This is a genomic window from Pseudomonas sp. HMWF032, from assembly GCF_003060885.1.
Classification (GTDB): domain Bacteria; phylum Pseudomonadota; class Gammaproteobacteria; order Pseudomonadales; family Pseudomonadaceae; genus Aquipseudomonas.
In genome coordinates this window covers 30,800-46,921 of sequence record NZ_QAIG01000013.1, presented here as the reverse complement: position 1 = coordinate 46,921, position 16,122 = coordinate 30,800, and the positions used below count along the sequence as shown (strand labels likewise).

At 60.6% G+C, this 16,122-nt stretch carries 11 protein-coding genes; 6 read left to right on the top strand and 5 right to left on the bottom strand.

What is annotated here, in order from left to right; translation table 11 throughout:
- Window positions 1-205: 205 nt before the first annotated feature.
- The 4 genes from DBR00_RS17875 to DBR00_RS17860 all read right to left on the bottom strand — a co-directional run bounded on the left by DBR00_RS17875 (window position 206) and on the right by DBR00_RS17860 (window position 4,990).
- Window positions 206-1,150, bottom strand: a complete 945-nt coding sequence (locus DBR00_RS17875; RefSeq protein ID WP_108488634.1) for a choline ABC transporter substrate-binding protein — start codon at window positions 1,148-1,150, stop codon at window positions 206-208.
- 32 nt (window positions 1,151-1,182) lie between these two features.
- The gene (locus tag DBR00_RS17870; protein WP_108488635.1) at window positions 1,183-2,064 is read right to left on the bottom strand and encodes a proline/glycine betaine ABC transporter permease; all 882 of its coding nucleotides are present in this window, start codon (window positions 2,062-2,064) and stop codon (window positions 1,183-1,185) included.
- Window positions 2,057-3,262 carry a glycine betaine/L-proline ABC transporter ATP-binding protein gene (locus DBR00_RS17865; RefSeq protein ID WP_108488636.1) on the bottom strand — a complete coding sequence of 402 codons (1,206 nt, stop codon included), beginning with the start codon at window positions 3,260-3,262 and terminating at the stop codon, window positions 2,057-2,059. Before DBR00_RS17865 ends, DBR00_RS17870 begins: the two co-directional genes overlap by 8 nt.
- A gap of 798 nt (window positions 3,263-4,060) precedes the next feature.
- Window positions 4,061-4,990, bottom strand: a complete 930-nt coding sequence (locus DBR00_RS17860; RefSeq protein ID WP_108489810.1) for a choline ABC transporter substrate-binding protein — start codon at window positions 4,988-4,990, stop codon at window positions 4,061-4,063.
- A gap of 348 nt (window positions 4,991-5,338) precedes the next feature.
- Here DBR00_RS17860 and DBR00_RS17855 point away from each other — a divergent pair, with 348 nt between their 5' ends.
- Window positions 5,339-6,718: an L-serine ammonia-lyase gene (locus DBR00_RS17855; RefSeq protein ID WP_108489808.1), complete on the top strand. Its 1,380-nt coding sequence runs from the start codon at window positions 5,339-5,341 to the stop codon at window positions 6,716-6,718.
- Window positions 6,719-7,179: 461 nt separating this feature from the next.
- Window positions 7,180-8,283 carry a GlxA family transcriptional regulator gene (locus DBR00_RS17850; protein WP_108489807.1) on the top strand — a complete coding sequence of 368 codons (1,104 nt, stop codon included), beginning with the start codon at window positions 7,180-7,182 and terminating at the stop codon, window positions 8,281-8,283.
- 385 nt (window positions 8,284-8,668) lie between these two features.
- Here DBR00_RS17850 and gbcB read toward each other — a convergent pair whose 3' ends face one another.
- Complete coding sequence (gene gbcB / locus DBR00_RS17845) at window positions 8,669-9,769, bottom strand: glycine-betaine demethylase subunit GbcB (RefSeq protein WP_108489806.1); 1,101 nt, start codon at window positions 9,767-9,769, stop codon at window positions 8,669-8,671.
- Window positions 9,770-10,136: 367 nt separating this feature from the next.
- Here gbcB and gbcA point away from each other — a divergent pair, with 367 nt between their 5' ends.
- The 4 genes from gbcA (at window position 10,137) to dgcA (ending at window position 16,067) form a co-directional block, all read left to right on the top strand.
- On the top strand, window positions 10,137-11,429 hold the full coding sequence (gbcA, locus tag DBR00_RS17835) for a glycine-betaine demethylase subunit GbcA (protein WP_108489804.1): 1,293 nt from the start codon (window positions 10,137-10,139) through the stop codon (window positions 11,427-11,429).
- A gap of 867 nt (window positions 11,430-12,296) precedes the next feature.
- Window positions 12,297-13,274 carry a dipeptidase gene (locus tag DBR00_RS17830; protein WP_108489803.1) on the top strand — a complete coding sequence of 326 codons (978 nt, stop codon included), beginning with the start codon at window positions 12,297-12,299 and terminating at the stop codon, window positions 13,272-13,274.
- A 186-nt stretch (window positions 13,275-13,460) separates the two neighbouring features.
- Window positions 13,461-13,991, top strand: a complete 531-nt coding sequence (locus tag DBR00_RS17825) for a DUF5943 domain-containing protein (protein WP_108489802.1) — start codon at window positions 13,461-13,463, stop codon at window positions 13,989-13,991.
- A 15-nt stretch (window positions 13,992-14,006) separates the two neighbouring features.
- Window positions 14,007-16,067, top strand: coding sequence for a dimethylglycine demethylation protein DgcA (gene dgcA, locus DBR00_RS17820; protein WP_108489801.1), 2,061 nt, complete (start codon window positions 14,007-14,009; stop codon window positions 16,065-16,067).
- Window positions 16,068-16,122: the final 55 nt, after the last annotated feature.

The window sequence follows — 16,122 nt, the reverse complement described above, 5'->3', positions numbered from 1 at the left end:
AGTTACTGGCGCGTTCTTCTTGCGGGCCTAGCTGGGTAAACATGCGGGTATTGCGTGTCGGTCGTCCTGGCTGGTTGTGTGCTGCGAGGTAAATCGCGGGTGCAGCAAACCCGGCGATGGCCGTGTGGCCTCGCGGGTTGCGTTGTTAAAAAGGTGAGTCAGCTAACCGCGCCGCCCGCCGTTGTGCGGCGGCGCGGTGCTTGGCTTACAGGCCGAGGTGTTTCTTCACGGCAGCCAGGCCGTCTTGGCCGTCATAGGTGGTAACACCGGCCAGCCACTGGTCGAGGATTGCCGGGTTGGCTTTGAGCCAGTTTTTCGCCACTTCGGTGGGGTTCTGTTTTTCCAGAACCTTTTCCATCAACTGGCTTTCGATTTCCACGGTGAACTGCAGGTTGTTCAGCAGTTTGCCGACGTTGGCGCAGCGCGCTTCGTAATCTGGCGGTACCACGGTGAAGACCTTGGCAGCGCCGAAGTCAGGGCCGAACACGTCATCGCCGCCTTCCAGGTAGGTGATGTCGAACTGGGTGTTCATCGGGTGTGGTGCCCAGCCGAGGAATACGGCGGGTTCTTTCTTTTTCACTGCGCGCTGCAACTGGACAAGCATGCCGGCTTCGCTGGACTCGACCATCTTGAATTCGCCGAGGCCGAACTGGTTGCTTTTGATCATGCCGTCGATCAGCAGGTTACCGTCGTTGCCAGGCTCGATGCCGAAAATCTTGCCGCCCAGTTGGTCTTTGAACTTGGCGATGTCGGCAAAGCTTTTCAGTCCGGCTTCTGCGGCGTAGGTCGGGACGGCGAGTGTGTACTTGGCGCCTTCAAGGTTGGCCTTAGGCAGTACTTTGACGCCGCCATCCTTGGTGAAGGGCTCGATCACGGCGTCCATCGAGGGCGCCCAGTAGCCGAGGAAGGCGTCGATCTGACCGCTTTTTACCCCGGTGAAGGCGATAGGCACGGAGGCCATGATCTTGCGGGTCTGGTAACCCAGGCCTTCGCTCAGGGTCATGGCGACACCGGTGGTGGCGGCGATGTCGGCCCAGCCGATTTCGGCGAAGCGCACCATCTTGCAACTTTCCGGCTCCTGCGCCCAGGCGCTTTGCAACATGGCCACGGAGAGCAGGCCGACACCTGCGAGCTGTTTAATCGTTTTCATCTTCGACTCCCTGTGATGGCAAAAGCTAAGGCTTACTGACGTTGAAGTTTGCCGCTGAACCAGCCGAACACGCTGCGGCGTTTGGCGGTTTGCGGGGTCCCGAAACTCTCCGTGATGCGGTCGAGAATGATCGCCAGCAGCACCACGGCCATGCCGCTTTCGAAACCGAGGCCGATGTCCAGGCGCTGAATACTCGCCAGTACGTCGTTGCCCAGGCCGCCCGCACCCACCATCGAGGCAATGATCACCATGGACAGGGCCATCATGATGGTTTGGTTGACCCCGGCCATGATCGATGGCATCGCGTTAGGCAGCTGGACTTTGAAGAGTAGCTGACGCGGCGTGCAGCCGAAGGACTGACCGGCTTCGATGATTTCCTTGTTGACCTGGCGGATACCCAGGTTGGTCAGGCGCACCGCGGGCGGCATGGCGAAAATCACCGTGGCGATGATCCCCGGCACGCGGCCGAGGCCGAACAGCATGGCGGCAGGAATCAGGTAAACGAACGCCGGCATGGTCTGCATAAAGTCGAGAATCGGCCGGATGATGGTCGCCACGCGCTCGCTGCGCGCCGCCCAGATGCCCAGGGGAATGCCCAGTAGCAGGCTGATCAGGGTGGCGGAGAAGGTCAGGCCGAGGGTGACCACCGTCTGTTCCCAGAAGCCGGTGAGTACAATCAGGACAAAGGCGACAGCTGTGAAGATGGCGAATTTGTAGCCGATACGCCACAGGCCCAGACCGACGAAGATGGCAATCAGCAACCAGGCCGGTGGCAGCATCAGCAGCCATTCGATGCCTTCTGAGAAGCCGTTGACCACTGAGCCGATGCTGTCGAAGCCATCGCTGTAGTTGTCCAGCAGGTGTTGGACCACGTCATTGACCCAGCTACCCAGGTCGAGCTGTTTCTCACTCATGGAACTCTCCCTGCAGGCGGGTCAGCAGCCGGCCCTTGCTGATGGCTCCGCTGTAGCGGCCATTGCTGTCGACCACGGGGATCGGCCCTTCGTTGTCCACCAGGCGACCAATAACCTGGTCCAGTGGCAGGTCTTCAGGCACAGGCAGGATCTGTTTGAGCACGCTGCTGTCAAGGCTGCAGGTGCTGCCGCCATCCACCAGCAGGGCGATTTTTTCCAGGCTGATGGAGCCCTGAAAGGTGTGCTGTTCATCCACCACAAAGGCGTAGTGCTTATCCAGCGCTTGCAGTTCCTGGCAGACCTTTTGTGCATCCGGTGCTTTGCCGTTGTGCACGTAGATGGGCACGCTGTCAGCCATGAGCTGGCCGGCGGTGAGGTAGCGGTTGGTGTCGACGGTGTTGAAGAAGTTGCGCACGTAATCGTTGGCGGGGTTGTCGATCAGCTCTTGCGGGGTGCCGACTTGAATCAGTTTGCCGCCTTCCATGATGCCGATGCGGGTGCCAATGCGCATGGCCTCCTCGATGTCGTGCGAGACGAAGATGATGGTGCGGCGATCGGTCTTTTGCAGTTCCAGCAGCACGTCCTGCATCTCGCGGCGCTTGAGCGGGTCAAGGGCGGAGAAGGCTTCGTCCATGATGATCATTGACGGGTCAACCGCCAAGGCGCGTGCTAGGCCAACGCGTTGCTGCATGCCGCCGGACAGCTCGCTCGGCAGCTTGTGGGCAAAGGTGTCGAGGCCGACTTGTTTGAGCACTTGCATGGCGCGCTCTTCGCGTTCTTTTTTACCTTTGCCGGCCACTTCCAGACCGAAGGCGGCGTTGTCCAGTACGGTGCGCGAGGGCATCAGGGCGAAGGACTGGAAAACCATGCTCATGTCGCGGCGGCGCAGGTCAATCAGTTGCGCCTTGGGCAGTTTGGCGACGTTCTGCCCGTCGATGTAGACATTGCCGCCGCTGGGTTCAACCAGGCGGTTGATCAGGCGGATCAGGGTGGATTTGCCAGAGCCGGAGAGGCCCATCAGCACGAAAATTTCACCTTCCTCGACGCTGAAGGACACGTCGCTGACGCCGATAACCGCGCCTTTTTCCGCAAGAATCCGCTCCTTGCTCCAGCCCTGCTTGAGCAGTTCGATGGCTTCTTGTGGCTCTGCGCCGAACACCTTGTAGAGGTTTTCGACGACGATTTTTCCAGACTGCATGGGATGATTCCCCTTCAGTAGACATCCAGATCAGTGCTGCGGAACCGCGCCTACGCCAGCTGGCGTACGTACGGTGATGCCGACTGTTCTTGCCTGTGTGGGTTTACTGGGTTCCGGGGTTGGGGCCGTGCCTTGCCGCGCAACACATTCGGGGCGCTCAGGCACAACCGCTGCAGCGCTCCAGTTGCCTTGCGGGCAATGGACGCTAAGAGGGCGTACTGTCGAGTCAACCTTGCTGTGTCGTGCTGCAAACCGCGTTCCAAACCCTCTGGCAGTGTTACGAAGCCCCATCCTTGGGTTTTACACACCTCGACCCGAGGTGCGCGTACATCCGAAATTTCTTGTTGGGCTGGCGCCCGTTTGGGACAAGCCAGCACTTATATATTCTTCGGTCCGGGGCTGTGGGCGCCCGGTCTGTCGACTCTGCGGCAAGCTACTGAAACTACTGCGCTCGGTTATAGGGCGTTGGATTCAGCCTCAAAATGTTCATGTACAACTCGTACACTCCACTTTCTCGGCTGATTCCGCCTTGCCTAACCTTCGCTCGCTACGTTTCAACAACCTGCCGGAATCTGACAGCGACGAAATCGGCTGACTCAACGATATAGTCTTCGGCCTGTCGCAATTGTCGGTTTGCGACCCTGACGTGTTGCGCGGCGACAGACGCTTTAAAAACCATAACAGACTTTTTTGCCCCCTGGCCAAGGCTGCAAGCCGCGCCGGGTCTGGTTTGCCATCGTTGAGTCGGCCACAACCAGGATGACCCGTGGGCTGTGGCGTGATCGAGAAAACTGTAAATCAGTCATTTGCGGCAAGGCTCGGCGGCGCTTTGGGCAGTTGTCCGTCGCGTTGTTTGACGCCCTGCAGCCAGCTGGCCAGCACCTGCGGATTGGCCTTCAGCCAGGCTTTGGCCTCGCGCCGCGGGTTGGTGTTCTTATTCAGGATCGCGCCCATCAGGTGGCTTTCCATCTCCAGGCTGAAACGCAGGTTCTGCAGCAGTCGGATTACGTTCGGGCACTGCTCGCCAAGGCCGGCACGCACATTGGTGTAGACCGTGGCGCCGCCATAATTGGGGCCGAAGAACTCATCGCCACCATCCAGGTAATACAGTTGCAACTGGTTGTTCATCGGGTGCGGCGCCCAGCCGAGAAACACCACCCACTGTTTGAGGTGCTCAGCGCGTTTGACCTGGGCCAGCATGCCGTTCTCGCTGGATTCCACCAGGCTGAAGCCTTGCAGGCCGAACGCGTTCTTGTCGATCATCTGCTGGATCAGCTTGTTGCCGTCGTTGCCCGGTTCGATACCGTACACCTTGTTGCCCAATTCTTTACTGAAGCGCGCAAGATCGGCGAAGTTTTTTACGCCGCCGTCATAGGCCGCCTGATTCACCGCCAGGGTGTATTTGGCACCGATAAGGTTGGCGCCGAGTGTCTTTACCGAGCCGTTGGCGGCGTAGGGCTTGATGTCGTTTTCCATGCTCGGCATCCAGTTGCCGAGGAATACATCGATCTTGCCATCCTGCATGGCCTGGTAGGTGTCCGGCACGGACAGGCGTTTAACCTGGGTGCGGTAGCCAAGGTCGCTGAGTACCTGGCGGGTGACGGCGGTGGTCACGGTGATGTCGGTCCAGCCGACATCGGCGAAGCGGATCACGTCGCATTGCGCCGGTTCCACGGCCTGGGCCATGAGTGGTGTGCTCAGAGCAGCCGCCAGCAGGCAGCCGCGCATATTCAGTGTCATCAAGCCTCTCCCGATTACGGTGGCAGGGCGCGCCTGTGAAGGCATGCAGTCGGCCACGGGGTGGGCAGGGCGAGCAGCGGCTTGCCGGTCCATGGGCGCGGCGATCATGCCGACAGATTTCCTCCGCTGCCTATGCGTGAAGTCGCAACTAGAACGCTGCTGTCGTGATTGGCTGCGGCGGCGGTTGAAGGTGGGAAGCTGTTAGCGGCGCTGCGACCGCTCGCCATGTGGCAGGTGCGCTGACGGATTTAGGCATGGGCGGGTCGGTGTGAGGTGACGGCCTGCTAGCGAAATCCTGATCATGGCCTGTACGTAGCATCAGTGCAGGAGAGTGTCGTGGCTATCAGCGTGTTTGACTTGTTCAAGATCGGCATCGGGCCGTCCAGTTCGCATACCGTCGGGCCGATGCGGGCGGCGGCGCTGTTCAGCGCTGCACTGGGCGAGCGGCGCCTGCTGGAGCGCACGGCACGCTTGCAGGTACGCCTGTATGGTTCGCTGTCGGCCACCGGTGTTGGCCATGGCAGCGACCGCGCGGTGATCATGGGGCTGATGGGCGAGTGGCCAGATCTGGTCGATCCGAGCACGATCGAACCACGTATTGCGGACCTGTTGGCCAGCGGCCAATTGTTACTTGGCGGGCGCGTCAGCATCGCCTTCGACTGGGCGCGTGACATGCTGCTGCTCGACGAAAACCTGCCCTATCACCCCAACGCCATGACCCTCAGTGCCTTTGCCGCCGATGGCAACCTGCTGCACGAAAACACCTATTACTCGGTGGGCGGCGGTTTTGTGGTGGACGCCGAGCAGGCCGCCAGCGGCCAACTGGATCAGGATCACACCGCGTTGCCGTACGACTTCGATAGCGCTGAGCAACTGTTACAGCTCTGCCAGCAGCACGGTCTGCGCGTCTCCGAACTGATGATGGCCAATGAAAAAGCCTGGCGCAGTGAGGCGGAGATCCGCAGCGGGCTGATGCGCCTGTGGCAGGCGATGCGTGACTGCGTCGAGCAGGGCCTGAAGCATGAGGGCATCTTGCCCGGCGGACTCAACGTCAAACGCCGCGCTGCCAAGCTGCACCGCAGCTTGCAGGAAATGAGTAAACCCAACGTGATCGGCTCCACGCTCAGCGGCATGGAGTGGGTCAACCTGTTTGCCCTGGCGGTGAATGAGGAAAACGCCGCCGGCGGGCGCATGGTCACCGCGCCGACCAATGGTGCGGCCGGGATCATTCCGGCCGTGCTGCATTATTACGTGCGCTTCAGTCCGGCGGTCAGTGAGGCCCATGTGGTCGACTACCTGCTGGCAGCAGCGGCCATCGGCATTCTGTGCAAGAAAAACGCATCCATCTCCGGCGCAGAAGTCGGTTGTCAGGGTGAGGTTGGTTCAGCCTGCGCCATGGCGGCGGCCGGGTTGGCGGAAATTCTCGGTGCGACGCCGGGTCAGGTGGAGAACGCCGCCGAGATCGGCCTGGAGCACAACCTTGGCCTGACCTGCGACCCGGTCGGTGGTCTGGTGCAGGTGCCATGCATCGAGCGCAACGCGATTGCTGCAGTGAAGGCAATCAACGCCGCGCAGATGGCCCTGCGCGGCGACGGTGAGCACTTTATCTCGCTGGATCGGGTGATCCGTACCATGCGCGACACCGGCGCCGACATGCATGACAAGTACAAGGAAACCTCGCGCGGCGGGCTGGCAGTGAGCGCGGTGGAATGCTGAGGCGGTGATTCTGCGGCCGCCCTCGCGGCGAGGGCGGCGTGTCCAATTGAGTGCGTACAGCGTGTCGCGCTCAATTATGGTGCGTGGCTGTTCGGCGCGGCGGAAAAGGGCAATGCAGCGCTGCTGAATACGGCCTGACCGTTGGTCCGTTACCGCACTGTTTTTACTCTGCGTAGCGGGGTGACAAAGCACCTGCTCGGCAGTGCTACCGAAATGCTCAAGCGCCCGCCGACCGGGCGTTTACGGTCGTAATCAGAATGCTTCTGTCGCTCCTGCCAACGCCTAGTGGCACTAGCCTTGGGTAACGGCTGATATTTTTAATTGAACGCCCAATCAATTTAGGCACGGCCTTTGCGTTATGCAGCCTGTCAGTCTGGTGCCATGCAGTCCCAGAATCATAAGAAGAGCCACCCTACAGAGGGGCTCACTACCGTGCTTTGCTTCGCGTGAGGGTTTACCTGATGTCACAGTTCACTCAAGGGGCACAACCCCAGAGCCGTGCTCCGCAATCCATCGGCTTTCTCCTGCTCGACAACTTCACCCTGATTTCCCTGGCGTCGGCCGTCGAGCCGCTGCGCATGGCCAACCAGCTGTCCGGCAAGGAGCTTTACCGTTGGCACACCCTCAGCCAGAGCGGTCAACCCGTCTGCGCCAGTGATGGTCTGCAGATTACCCCGGACGCAGGCCTGAGCAACGCGCCGCGCCTGGATGCAGTGATCGTCTGCGGTGGCGTGGACATCCAGCACAGCGTCACCCGCGAGCATGTGCAGTGGTTGCAGAGCCAGGCGCGTCATGGTGCACAACTGGGCGCGGTGTGCACCGGCAGCTGGGCGCTGGCCAAGGCCGGGCTGCTCGACGGTTTCGATTGCAGCGTGCACTGGGAGTGTTTGGCCTCGATGCAGGAAGCCTTCCCCCGCGCCGGCGTCAGTACCCGCCTGTTCTCGATTGACCGCAACCGCCACACCAGCTCCGGCGGCACCGCACCGATGGACATGATGCTGCACGTGATCGGCCGCGAGCATGGCCGCGAACTGGCAGCGGCGATCTCCGAGATGTTTATCTACGAACGCATCCGCAACGAGCAGGATCACCAGCGCGTGCCGCTCAAGCACATGCTCGGCACCAACCAGCCGAAGCTGCAGGAAATCGTTGCGCTGATGGAAGCCAACCTGGAGGAGCCGATCGACCTCGATCAGCTGGCGCTGTATGTCGATGTGTCGCGCCGCCAGCTGGAGCGCCTGTTCCAGAAATACCTGCACTGCTCGCCGTCGCGCTACTACCTCAAGCTGCGGCTGATCCGTGCGCGGCAGCTGCTCAAGCAGACCAGCATGTCGATCATCGAAGTGGCCTCGGTGTGCGGCTTTGTCTCCACCCCGCATTTCTCCAAGTGCTACCGCGAATACTTCGGCATCCCGCCCCGCGACGAGCGCGCCGGTCAGCAGGGCAGTAATGTGGTGGCACTGCTGCCGATGCCGGAAGACCTGATGCGCCCTTCAACGTCCTCGGCCATGGCCGCGTTGACGCGTGCGCAGGGGGAGTCGACGTTTGCCAGCGTCAGGCTTTAAGAGTCTGTTTACGATCTGCTGCGCGTCGGCCCTACGGCGTTAAAAACAGACTCGGAAAGCCGCTTGTGGCTAACGCGCTTTAGCGCGATCCGAAGGGCGAGTGAAACGAGTAATGCTCATGTACAAAAGTACACTCCGCTCCTCGCCTGTTTTGACCCGCCGGAGGCTGTTACTAACGTAGCGCCTTGTATGGCTCTAGCTCGCGAGAACTTGAGGTTCTGAGTCGAGAGCGTAGGGTGGGAGGCGCTTTAGCGGCGAGCTTTTAATCGCTCGTCGCGGCTAAAGCGGAGTGCCGCCCAGCCCCTCCCACAAAACAAAAACGCCGCACTGGCCTTGAAGGCGAGTGCGGCGTTTTGCTGCATGCGTGGTGGTCGATACGCGTTGCTCAGTACTCGATCGCCACATCGCCCTGCGGCACGCTGCAGCAGGAGAGGATGTAACCCTCAGCGACGTCGTCGTCGGTAATGCCGCCGTTGTGTTCCATGCTCACTTCGCCGGCGGTTTTCAGCACTTTGCAGGTGCCGCAGATGCCCATGCCGCAGGCTTTGGGGATGTGCAGGCCAAGTTTGGCGGCGGCGGCGTGGACGGTTTCGCCCGGGTCGACGCGGATGCTCTTGCCGGTGCTGGTGAACGCCACCTGATGCTGTTCGGCGGCGGGTACGGGGGGCGCTACGGCAGCTTCTGCAGCCAGTTCCTTGACCTCGGCACGCACCTCGGGCGGTGTCGGGCCGAAGGCCTCTTCGTGGTAATGCGCCATGTCGAACTGGTTGGCTTCAAGCAGGCGCTTGACCGCGCTCATGTAGGGCGTCGGGCCGCAGCAGAAGATTTCCCGCTCGAGATAATCCGGGGCAATCAGCTCGAGCATCTTCTGGTTGAGGTAGCCGCGATAACCGGCCCAGGCCTCGCCCAGGCCGTGCTTTTCACAGATCAGGTGCAGGCTGAAGTTGCTGATCCGCGCGGCCATGTGTTCCAGCTCGCGGTGGTAGATGATGTCCTTCGGCGAGCGTGCGCTGTGCACGAACACCATGTCGACATTGGCGTTGGTGTCGTAGAACCAGCGCGCCATCGACATCACCGGCGTGATGCCGACGCCGCCGCTAAGGTAAAGCACCTTCTCGGCGGGGAAATCGATGGCATTGAACAGCCCGACCGGGCCGTGTACCGGCAGTTCCTGACCTTCCTGCAGATTGTCATGCAGCCAGTTGGAAACCTTGCCGCCGGGCACGCGCTTGATGGTGATGGAGAAACTGTAGGGCACCGACGGCGAGCTGGAGATGGTGTAGGAGCGCATCACCGGCTGGCCTTCGATTTCCAGTTCCAGGGTGACGAACTGCCCCGGCTTGAAGAAGAACAACACCGGCTGGTCGGCCATAAAGCAGAAGGTGCGCACGTCCCAGGTTTCCTGGATGACTTTGACGCAGCGCACCAAATGGCGGCCATTGCTCCAAGTCTGTGTGGTGACGGGGTTGAGGAAGTCGTTGGACATGGCTTTTCTCGCGCACAGCGGCCCGTTGGCAGGCCTGTTGAAATCGATTGTGCGCATCGACCGACGCGCTCATTTATCTGTCAGCGACATTTACATGCTTATCGCGACCTGGCCCATGGTGCGGGGTGTGTCGCGTCGGAAACGGATGTGACCATGTCGTCCATGGATAAGGTTTGGCCCTGCCTCAGCGCCACACTGAAAACCAGCCGAATTATAAGGTTAAGAGCGAATGCCCCGATCACGCACGCGCCCTCGGCAGGCGCCGAGCGGGGCCATGCCGCCACCTTGCGTGAGGGTCAGCAGACCCCTGCTGAATTAGCCACTTTTACGGCCGTCGTCGCAGGCGACGGCCATTGAGGAGTAACCGATGGACGTCACTTCCCCCCTGAGCCTGGGCGACCCGCTGGAGCCCGCACGCAAGGCCACCGCCGAAATGCTGCAAAGCCGCGAGCGCACCTTCTCGCTGCCGCAACCCTTCTACAGCGATGAGCGCCTGTTCAAGATCGACATGCAGGAGATCTTCCACAAGGAATGGCTGATCGCCGGCATGACCTGCGAGATCCCGGCCAAGGGCAACTTCCTCACCCTGCAGATTGGCGACAACCCGATCATGGTGATTCGCGGTGCCGATGGCGTGGTGCATGCGTTCCATAACGTGTGTCGTCACCGGGGTTCGCGTCTGTGCACCAGTGACAAAGGCAAGGTGGCCAAGCTGGTCTGTCCTTATCACCAGTGGACCTACGAACTTGACGGTCGCCTGCTGTTCGCCGGCACCGAAATGGGCGCGGATTTCGACCTCAAGGACTACAGCCTGAAACCGGTCAACTGCAAGGTGGCAGGCGGCTATATCTTTATCTCCCTGGCGGAGAACCCGCCGGCCATCGACGAATTCCTCAGCACCCTGGCTCACTATATGGAGCCCTACGACATGGAAAACACCAAGGTGGCGGTGCAAACCACCTTGATGGAAAAAGCCAACTGGAAGCTGGTGATGGAGAACAACCGCGAGTGCTACCACTGCAACGGTTCGCACCCGGAACTGCTCAATACCTTGTTGGAGTGGGATGACGTCACCGACCCGCGCGCCACTCAGGCGTTCAAGGATCAGGTGGCCGAATGCACGGGGCGCTGGGACAAAGACAACATTCCCTACGCCCATTCCAGCTTCGGTCTGCGCAACCGCATCGTGCGCATGCCGTTGCTCAAGGGCACTGTGTCGATGACCATGGACGGCAAGCAAGGCTGCAAGAAACTGATGGGCCGCATCACCGACCCGGACCTCGGCTCGATGCGCATCCTGCACCTGCCGCACTCGTGGAACCACTGCATGGGCGATCACATGATTGTCTTCACCGTCTGGCCGATCAGCGCCCAGGAAACCATGGTCACCACCAAATGGCTGGTGCACAAGGATGCCGTGGAAGGTGTCGATTACGACGTGGCCCGCCTGCGCCAGGTGTGGGACGCGACCAACGACCAGGACCGTCGCCTGGCCGAAGAAAACCAGCGTGGCATCAACTCCACCGCCTACCAGCCCGGCCCGTACTCGAAGACCTACGAGTTTGGCGTGGTCAACTTTATCGACTGGTACAGCGAGCGCGTGCTCAACAACCTTGGCGCGGCGCCAGCGCCTTACCTGAAAGGGGTTGCCGCCGAGTAACGGAGCTGGCGGGTTGGTCGCCCGCCGGAACGGCTCCACACTGAGGCCTTCATGGCCACTTTGTTGCCCGCAGTCTGCTGCGGGCATTTTTTTAGCCCCGCCAATGTGCGCCATTACCTGCGCACAAGTGTTACCGCTCAGCCAGCAACGGGAACACAAACGAGTAGCAGCACCCCAGAATGGTGACTGCTTGTGTCAGTTTTGCTGCCTGGCATTTCCATATCGCATTGATTTATAAGTTATTTTTAAAGTTGGCACGCTGAATGCTTTGTTTCCTGCACAAAAACAATAACAAACATCAGCAGAACTATCGTACCGACTCAAGGCACAACAAAAACAAGAGTACCCACGAGTCGCAAACAGATTTTTTTGGAAAGGGTATGTGATTCGGGTTTTCCCGCAACCAGGCCGAAAAGAATAAAACTACCTTGAGGTAGCTCGGTGTGCCGGTTGGATCATTGCAGGGGTTTTGGCAATGGCGATTGCTGTATCAGTACCCAAAAAAATACGTTTGCCCTTGGTTCCACTTGGAATCACCGAAAGCGATGACGCAACAAACAGCGATAAAACAACAATAACAGTCGCCCAATAATAAAAATAAAGCACACACCCAATTAGAGGGGAGCCTAGGCTCCCCTTTGTGCTTTCTGCGGTTTCGTTTTCCTTCCTCTCGCGACCTTTCCGCACGCCAGGCCGTGCAGTCGGTTGGGCGCTCGCTCGGTGGCTTACTCGTAGGCGACCCCGCTTTGACGCTTTCGGCAATACCCCGGTCGCTTTTGCACCGGGTCGCCCGAGCCCCCAGGGATATGCTCAGTCCAAAGCGCCAACAACGGGTTTGGCGACACCGCTAAAAAAGGGGACTGCCTGATGAGCCCAGCCGAATTACACGCCGACAGCATCGTTATTGACGGGCTGATCATCGCCAAGTGGAACCGCGACCTGTTCGAGGACATGCGCAAAGGCGGCCTGACCGCCGCCAACTGCACCGTGTCGGTGTGGGAAGGCTTCCAGGCGACGGTGAACAATATTGCCGCCAGCCAGAAGTTGATCCGCGAAAACAGCGACCTGGTGATGCCGGTGCGCAGCACTGCCGACATTCGTGCGGCCAAGGCGCAGGGCAAGACCGGCATCCTCTTCGGCTTCCAGAACGCCCATGCGTTCGAGGACCAGATTGGCTATGTCGAGGTGTTCAAGCAGCTCGGCGTGGGCATTGTGCAGCTCTGCTACAACACCCAGAACCTGGTTGGCACCGGTTGCTACGAGCGTGACGGCGGGCTGTCCGGCTTTGGCCGCGAGATCGTTGCCGAGATGAACCGCGTCGGCATCATGTGCGACCTGTCCCATGTAGGCAGCAAGACCAGCGAGGAAGTCATCCTTGAATCGAAAAAGCCGGTCACCTATTCCCACTGCCTGCCGTCGGGCTTGAAAGAGCACCCGCGCAATAAGTCCGATGCCGAGCTGAAATTTATCGCCGACCACGGCGGCTTCGTCGGCGTGACCATGTTTGCGCCGTTCCTGGCCAAAGGCATCGACTCGACCATCGACGACTACGCCGAAGCCATCGAGTACGTGATGAATATCGTCGGCGAAGACGCCATCGGCATCGGCACCGATTTCACCCAAGGTCACGGCCAGGACTTCTTCGAGTACCTGACCCACGACAAGGGCTACGCCCGCCGCCTGACCAGCTTCGGCAAGATCATCAACCCGCTGGGCATCCGCACCGTCGGCGAATTCCCCAACCTCACCGAAACCCTGCTCAAACGCGGCCATTCCGAGCGCGTGGTGCGCAAGATCATGGGCGAGAACTGGGTGCGCGTACTGGCAGACGTCTGGGGCGAGTGATGAATACCTCCGGAGCCTACTGCGCCCACCGCTAGCTGCGTCCTCGCGACAAGCTCGCCGTACATGCGTACTGCTCTCGCTTGTCGCTGCGGGTCTCCTTGCTCTCGGTGTGCTCGCTACGGCTCCACAGGCATTCATCGGCACCTTTCAAATACGCAAGAAAACGAATTCTGGAGCACTGAACACATGGCCACCCACGCACCCGAAATGCCTATCCAGGTCGACGACGAAACCGGCGTCTGGACCACTGACGCGCTGCCGATGCTGTATGTGCCGCGGCATTTCTTCGTCAACAACCACATCGGTATCGAAGAGGTATTGGGCGCTGAGGCCTATGCCGAGATCCTCTACAAGGCTGGCTACAAGTCCGCCTGGCACTGGTGTGAGAAAGAGGCCGAATGCCACGGATTGTCCGGCGTGGCGGTGTTCAAGCACTACATGAAGCGCCTGTCGCAACGCGGCTGGGGGCTGTTCGAGATCGAAGCCATCGACCTGGTCGCCGGTACCGCCTCGGTGAAGCTCAAACACTCGGCCTTTGTGTACGTCTACGGCAAGTGCGGGCGCAAGGTCGATTACATGTTCACCGGCTGGTTTGCCGGCGCCATGGACCAGATTCTCCAGGCCCAGGGCAGCGCGCTGCGCACCGTGGCCGAGCAGGTCTATGGCGGTTCTGAAGAGGGCCACGACGATGGCCTGTTCACTGTCAAACCTCTGTAAGGCGGAGCACTCACCATGGCTTTCGAGGCAATGTTCCAGCCGATTCAAATCGGCAAGCTGACCATCCGCAACCGCGTGCTCAGCACTGCGCACGCCGAGGTGTATGCCACCGACGGCGGCATGACCACTGAACGGTATGTGCAGTACTACGAAGAGAAGGCCAAGGGCGGCATCGGCCTGGCGATCTGCGGTGGCTCCTCGGTGGTGGCCATCGATAGCCCGCAGCAGTGGTGGAGTTCGGTCAACCTGTCCACCGACCGGATCATTCCGCACTTCCAGAATCTCGCCGACGCCATGCACAAGCACGGCGCCAAGATCATGATCCAGATTACCCACATGGGCCGTCGCTCGCGTTGGGATGGCTTTCACTGGCCGACCCTGATGTCGCCATCGGGTATCCGCGAGCCGGTGCACCGCGCCACCTGCAAGACCATCGAGGTCGAAGAAATCTGGCGGGTGATCGGCAACTACGCACAAGCTGCACGCCGCGCCAAAGAAGGCGGTCTGGACGGCGTTGAGCTGTCCGCCGTGCACCAGCACATGATCGACCAGTTCTGGTCGCCGCGCGTCAACAAGCGTACTGACGAATGGGGCGGCACCTTTGAGGGCCGCATGAAGTTCGGCCTGGAAGTGCTCAAAGCCGTGCGCAAGGAAGTCGGTGACGACTTCTGCGTCGGTATGCGCATCTGCGGCGACGAATTCCACCCCGACGGCTTGTCCCATGAGGACATGAAGCAGATTGCGGCCTATTACGACGCCACCGGCATGATCGACTTTATCGGCGTCGTCGGCTCGGGCTGCGACACCCACAACACCCTGGCCAACGTCATCCCGAACATGAGCTACCCGCCGGAGCCCTTCCTGCATCTGGCCGCCGGGATCAAGGAAGTGGTCAAGGTGCCGGTGCTGCATGCACAGAACATCAAAGACCCGAATCAGGCCACGCGCATTCTTGAAGGCGGCTACGTGGACATGGTCGGCATGACCCGCGCGCATATCGCCGACCCGCACCTGATCGCCAAGATCAAGATGGGCCAGGTCGACCAGATCAAGCAGTGCGTCGGTGCCAACTACTGCATCGACCGCCAGTATCAAGGCCTGGACGTGCTGTGCATCCAGAACGCCGCGACCAGCCGCGAGTACATGGGCCTGCCGCATATCATCGAGAAAACCACGGGGCCCAAGCGCAAGGTGGTGATCGTTGGTGGCGGCCCGGCCGGGATGGAAGCGGCGCGTGTTGCTGCCGAGCGCGGCCACGACGTGACCTTGTTTGAGAAGAAAGACAGCCTCGGCGGGCAGATCAGCCTGGCCGCCAAAGCGCCGCAGCGTGATCAGATGGCCGGCATCACCCGCTGGTTCCAGCTGGAGCTGGCGCGCCTGAACATCGACCTGCGTCTGGGCACCGGTGCCGACGAGGCGAGCATCCTCGACCTGCGCCCGGATATCGTCGTGCTGGCCAACGGCGGCCATCCGTTTCTGGAGCAGAACGAGCACTGGGGCGCGGCGGAAGGCCTGGTGGTGAGCAGCTGGGACATCCTCGATGGCACGGTAGCCCCCGGCCATAACGTGCTGGTCTACGACACCATCTGCGAGTTCACCGGCATGTCGGTGGCCGACTTTATCGCCGAGAAGGGCGCGAAAGTGGAGATCGTCACCGACGACATCAAACCGGGCGTGGCCATCGGCGGCACCAGCTTCCCGACCTATTACCGCAGCCTGTACCCGAAAGAAGTGATCATGACCGGCGACCTGATGCTGGAGAAGGTCTACCGCGAAGGCGACAAGCTGGTGGCGGTGCTGGAGAACGAATACACCGGCGCGAAAGAAGAGCGGGTGGTCGATCAGGTGGTGGTGGAAAACGGCGTGCGTCCGGATGAGCGCCTCTACTACGCCCTCAAGGACGGCTCGCGCAACAAGGGCCAGATCGATGTGGAAGCGCTGTTCGCGATCAAGCCGCAACCTTGTTTGGCTGAGAAGGGCGACGGCTACCTGCTGTTCCGCATCGGCGACTGCGTGGCCCAGCGCAACACCCACGCGGCGATCTATGACGCGCTGCGCTTGTGTAAGGATTTCTAAATCAGGGTTCGGGGGATCGCTTCGCTCATCCCTCGGTGCCACTTAACGGCTGAAG

Bases quoted from the DNA above. Each gene is read 5' to 3' on its own strand.
- gbcA (WP_108489804.1), top strand. From the start codon at position 10,137: ATGGACGTCACTTCCCCCCTGAGCCTGGGCGACCCGCTGGAGCCCGCA.
- DBR00_RS17850 (WP_108489807.1), top strand. From the start codon at position 7,180: ATGTCACAGTTCACTCAAGGGGCACAACCCCAGAGCCGTGCTCCGCAA.
- DBR00_RS17830 (WP_108489803.1), top strand. From the start codon at position 12,297: ATGAGCCCAGCCGAATTACACGCCGACAGCATCGTTATTGACGGGCTG.
- DBR00_RS17860 (WP_108489810.1), bottom strand. From the start codon at position 4,990: ATGCGCGGCTGCCTGCTGGCGGCTGCTCTGAGCACACCACTCATGGCC.
- DBR00_RS17870 (WP_108488635.1), bottom strand. From the start codon at position 2,064: ATGAGTGAGAAACAGCTCGACCTGGGTAGCTGGGTCAATGACGTGGTC.
- dgcA (WP_108489801.1), top strand. From the start codon at position 14,007: ATGGCTTTCGAGGCAATGTTCCAGCCGATTCAAATCGGCAAGCTGACC.
- DBR00_RS17825 (WP_108489802.1), top strand. From the start codon at position 13,461: ATGGCCACCCACGCACCCGAAATGCCTATCCAGGTCGACGACGAAACC.
- DBR00_RS17875 (WP_108488634.1), bottom strand. From the start codon at position 1,150: ATGAAAACGATTAAACAGCTCGCAGGTGTCGGCCTGCTCTCCGTGGCC.
- DBR00_RS17865 (WP_108488636.1), bottom strand. From the start codon at position 3,262: ATGCAGTCTGGAAAAATCGTCGTCGAAAACCTCTACAAGGTGTTCGGC.
- gbcB (WP_108489806.1), bottom strand. From the start codon at position 9,769: ATGTCCAACGACTTCCTCAACCCCGTCACCACACAGACTTGGAGCAAT.